Genomic DNA, 4,429 nt, shown 5'->3' with positions numbered 1-4,429 from the left:
GCCGCGCAGCAGTTCGAGCACGTGCGCCTGGACCGACACGTCCAGGGAGGCGACCGGTTCGTCGCAGATCAGCAGCGCGGGCCGGACGGCCAGGGCCCGGGCGATGGCGACGCGCTGGCGTTCGCCGCCGGACAGCGCCTTGGGGCGGCGGGCGGCGTACGCGGCGGGCAGGCCGGCCAGCTCCAGCAGCTCGCCCACGCCGATCCGGTCGGCGGGCGCGGCCCTGGCGATCGCCTCGGCCAGCGTCGCGCCGACGGTCATGGCGGGGTTGAGCGAGGTGGAGGGGTCCTGGAAGACGCACTGGACGAGCCGGTGCACGCGGGCGCGCTCGCGCGGGTCCAGGGCGGCGCGGTCGGTGACGTCGAGGCCGGCGAGCCGGATCCGGCCGCCGTCGGGGGTGATCAGGCCGAGCACCGACCGGGCCAGCGTGGTCTTCCCCGAGCCCGACTCGCCCACCAGGCCGACGGTCTCGCCGGGGTTCACGTCCAGGCTGACGCCGCCGAGCGCGGTGTGGGCGCCGTACCGTTTGCGCAGGTCCTCGATGTGCAGCAGCGGCTCGCCGGCGGCCGGGGCGGCGGGCAGCGCGGCCTCGCGCAGCGCCGGGCGGGCGGCTCCGGCGGTGTCGTGCACGCAGGCGGTCAGCCGGTCGGGGCCGATCGGGCGCAGCGGCGGCCTGGCCGCGGTGCAGGCGTCGGCGGCCAGGTCGCAGCGGGTGGCGAACGCGCAGACGTCGGCCACCGCGTCCGCCCGCGGCACGGCGCCCGGGATGCCCACCAGGCGCTCCAGCGTGCGTTCCGCCGAGGGCAGCGCGGCCAGCAGCCCCGCGGTGTACGGGTGCGCGGGCTCCGCGGCCAGCTCCGGGCCCGGCCCCTGCTCGACGACGCGCCCGGCGTACATCACCGCGACCCGGTCGCAGACGGCGAACGCCACGCGCAGGTCGTGGGTGATGAGCAGCACGCCCATGCCGCGCGCCTCCTGGACGCGGCGCAGCAGCGCCAGGATCTCGTGCTGGGTGGTGGCGTCCAGCGCGGTGGTGGGCTCGTCGGCGATGAGCAGCTCGGGGTCGCCGGCCAGCGCGGCGGCCAGGGCGACGCGCTGCCGCATGCCGCCCGAGAGCTGGAACGGGTAACGCCCGGCCACGGCGGGGTCGTCGATGCCGACCTCGGCCAGCCTGCGCGCGATCTCCTGCCGGGACGTGCGGCCGGGCAGGGTCTCGGCGATGTGCGCGCCGGCCGTGCGCAGCGGGTTGAGCATGGCGAAGGGGTCCTGCATGAGCAGCGAGATCCGTCGTCCGCGCACGCCGCGCAGCAGCCGCTCGGACGCGCCGACGAGCTGCGCGCCGCCGACCTCGACCGACCCCTCGGCGCGCAGGCCGCGCGGGAGCAGGCCGACGAGGGCGCGGGCGGTCAGGGACTTGCCGCTGCCGGACTCGCCGACCAGCCCGACGGTCTCGCCCGCGGCGACCGTCAGGTCCACGCCGTCCACGAGCACCCGGTCGCCGACGACCCGCAGGTCGCGTGTCTCAAGCATCGGAGAGCCTCTCGAAGAGCTGGTCGCCCAGCAGGGTGGCGGCGGTGGCGGCGACGGTGACCAGCGCGGCGGGCACCACCGCGGCCCACGGGTTGAGGTCGAGCAGGCCGCGGTTCTCCTCGATCATCAGCCCCCAGTCGGGCGTGCCGGCTGGCAGCCCGATGCCCAGGAAGGACAGGCCGGACAGCGCGACCAGCGCGGCGACGAAGCTGAGCAGCGCGCCGGCCACGACCGTGGGTGCGATGTTGGGCAGCAGGTGCCTGAACATGATGCGGCCGCGGCTGAGCCCGAGTGTACGTGCCGCCTCGGCGTAGGCCAGCTCGCGCTGGGCCATGGTGAGGCTGCGCACCACCCGGATGTCGCCGGGCGTGAACAGCACCGCCATCGCCAGCACCGCCCACCCGATGCCGCCGCCCAGCACGCCTACCAGGACGATCAGCATGAGCAGCCCCGGCATCGCGATGAGCAGGTCGACCACCCGCATCATGACGGCGTCGATCCAGCCGCGGCGGTAGCCGGCCAGCAGCCCGAGCGAGGTGCTCATCGCGCACGTGCCCAGCGCGACGACGAGCGGCCACAGCAGCGCCGAGCGGGCTCCGGCCAGGCAGCGCGACAACACGTCCCGGCCCAGCTCGTCGGTGCCCGCCCAGTGGGCCCAGCTCGGCATCGTCGCGCCGAGCGCGAGGTCCTGCGCGGCCGGGTCGTAGGGCGCGATCCACGTTCCGAACAGGGCGGCGAACGCCATCAGGGCGAGGATCCCGCCCGACAGCAGCGTCAGCGGCCCCGGCCTGGCCCGGCGCAGCCGCCGCGCCCGTCCGCCGAGGCGCACGGTCCCCGTCACGACGCTCACGCGGCCACCGCCCCGTGACGCACCCGCGGGTCCACCGCGAGGTAGGCCAGGTCGATCAGCAGGTTGACGGCGACCACCACGGCGCCTCCCATCAGGACGAGCGCCTGGACGACGGGCAGGTCCTTCTGCCCGACGGCGCTGACGAGCAGCTCGCCGACGCCGTGCAGCCCGAAGGCCCGTTCGACGAACAGCGCGCCGGTGAGGTTGGCGGCCAGCAGCAGGCCGCCGACCGTGAGGACGGGCAGCGCGGTGTTGCGCAGCGCGTACCCGATCCAGTAGCGGGCGCGGCCGACCCCGCGCGCCCGGGCGAAGGTCATGAAGTCCTGCCCGGCCAGGTCGAGCGCGGCCGCCCGCATCTGCCTGATGACGACCGCCGCCTGCCCGGTGGCCAGCGCGATCGCGGGCAGCGTCAGGTGCGCGACCCGCTCGGCGAACGTCTCGCCCGCGCCGAAGACGGGGAACCAGCCGAGGGTGACGGCGAAGCCGTACAGCAGCAGGATGCTCATCGCGAACGGCGGGATCGCGAGGCCGACCAGCGCGGAGAGCGTGATGCCCCGGTCCAGCGGGCCGCCCCTGCGCATGGCGGCGGCCAGCCCGGCGGGCAGGCCGACGGCGAGGGTGAGGATGATCGCGTAGGCGGCCAGCCCGGCGGTGACGGGCAGCCGGTCGGCGATGACGCTGGTGACGGGTTCGCGGCTGTAGAGGGAGGCGCCGAAGTCGCCGCGCACGGCGTCGCCGAGCCAGGTGGCGTAGCGGACGGGCAGCGGGTCGTCGAGGTGGTACTGCGCGCGGACGGCGGCGCGCGACTCCGCGGTGGAGGGCCGCGGCCCGAGCAGGACCTGCTCCGGATCCCCGGGGGCGAGCGCCAGCAGCGCGTAGGTGAGCACGGACAGCACGCCGAGCAGGAGCAGCGCGGCGGCCAGGCGGCGGGCGACGAAGGCCATCAGACACCGGCCGCCGGGCGGATGGTGCTGAAGACGTTCATGGTCCAGGTGCCGAACTGGCCGGTGAACCGCTTGCGCAGCGCGACGGCGGCCTCCTTGGTGTAGAGCGGCACGTACGGCACCTGGTCGGCGATCTCGGCCAGCACCTCGGTGACGGCGGCGGCACGGTCCGCTCCCTCGAGCTTGCCCAGGTCGTCGAGCCGGGCGTCCATCTCGGGCGAGCCGTAGCCGCTGAAGTTGAAGCCCTGGGGCCCGGCCGAGGCGCGGCTGACCAGGTCGGGCAGCACCTCACCCGGGTCGGGGGTGCCGTAGAGCAGGTCGACGAGCTGCAGCGGGGTGTCCTGGTGGCTGAACATGCGCTGCCGGTACTGCTCGGTGGGCAGCGGCTGGAGGTCGAGCTTGACGCCGATCACCGCCAGGTCGGCGACGATGGCCTGGAGCGCCTTGACGTCGTCGCTGCCGCTGTCGTACGGCGCGGCCAGCGTGAAGCCCTCGGGGTGGGCCGACTTGGCCAGCTCGGCCTTGGCGGCGTTCACGTCGTGGGGGTAGGCGGGCAGCTTCGGCGGCGTGCCACCGTACAGGGCGGCGAGCTGCGGCTTGGGCAGCATCAGGTCGGCGATGCCGCCGTGGCCGCTGGTCATGAGCGTGGCCAGCGCCTCCCGGTCGAGGGCGTGGGCGATGGCGCGGCGCACGTGCACGTCCTTGAGCGGCCCCTCGCGCACGCCGAGTGACAGGTAGGCGATGTTGTTGGCCGGGTAGAAGGAGGTCGTGACGCCGGGCAGGGCGCTCCACTTGCGCGTCTCGCTGACCTGGATGTCGTTGGTGCCGTCCACCTCGCCGGAGGAGACGGCCAGGCGCAGCGTCTCGGGGTCGCCGATCGCCTTGATCTCGATCCTGCGCAGCTCCGGCTTGGGGCCCCAGTACAGGTCGTTGCGTTCCAGCGTCACCCCCGAGGTGAGCGAGAACTTCGTGACCTTGAAGGGGCCGGAGCCGAGCGTGCCGACCTCGGGCGAGCCGAGGTCCTTCGGGTGCGCGGCGGCCAGCTTCTTCGGCACGATCTGCCAGGCCAGCGCGGCGGTGGCCAGGAAGCTGGCGCTGGGCTTGC

The 4,429-nt window shown here is 75.0% G+C and carries 4 protein-coding genes; all 4 read right to left on the bottom strand.

Annotation, left to right across the window (positions count from 1 at the left end):
• Nucleotides 1–1,530, bottom strand: a 1,530-nt coding sequence (locus tag ACWCSD_RS48655; RefSeq protein WP_449925981.1) for an oligopeptide/dipeptide ABC transporter ATP-binding protein, incomplete at its 3' end; no start/stop codon positions are given.
• Nucleotides 1,523–2,380 carry an ABC transporter permease gene (locus ACWCSD_RS48650; protein WP_352355187.1) on the bottom strand — a complete coding sequence of 286 codons (858 nt, stop codon included), beginning with the start codon at nucleotides 2,378–2,380 and terminating at the stop codon, nucleotides 1,523–1,525. The genes ACWCSD_RS48650 and ACWCSD_RS48655, both read right to left, overlap by 8 nt.
• Nucleotides 2,377–3,324: an ABC transporter permease gene (locus tag ACWCSD_RS48645; RefSeq protein ID WP_352325726.1), complete on the bottom strand. Its 948-nt coding sequence runs from the start codon at nucleotides 3,322–3,324 to the stop codon at nucleotides 2,377–2,379. Before ACWCSD_RS48645 ends, ACWCSD_RS48650 begins: the two co-directional genes overlap by 4 nt.
• Nucleotides 3,324–4,429: ABC transporter substrate-binding protein (locus ACWCSD_RS48640; protein ID WP_449925976.1), on the bottom strand; the 1,106-nt coding region annotated here is incomplete at its 5' end. The genes ACWCSD_RS48645 and ACWCSD_RS48640, both read right to left, overlap by 1 nt.

The sequence above is a fragment of the Nonomuraea sp. NPDC001684 genome, from assembly GCF_053596515.1.
This window is presented reverse-complemented; position numbering and strand designations above follow the sequence as displayed.

Bases quoted from the DNA above. Each gene is read 5' to 3' on its own strand.
- ACWCSD_RS48645 (WP_352325726.1), bottom strand. From the start codon at position 3,324: ATGGCCTTCGTCGCCCGCCGCCTGGCCGCCGCGCTGCTCCTGCTCGGC.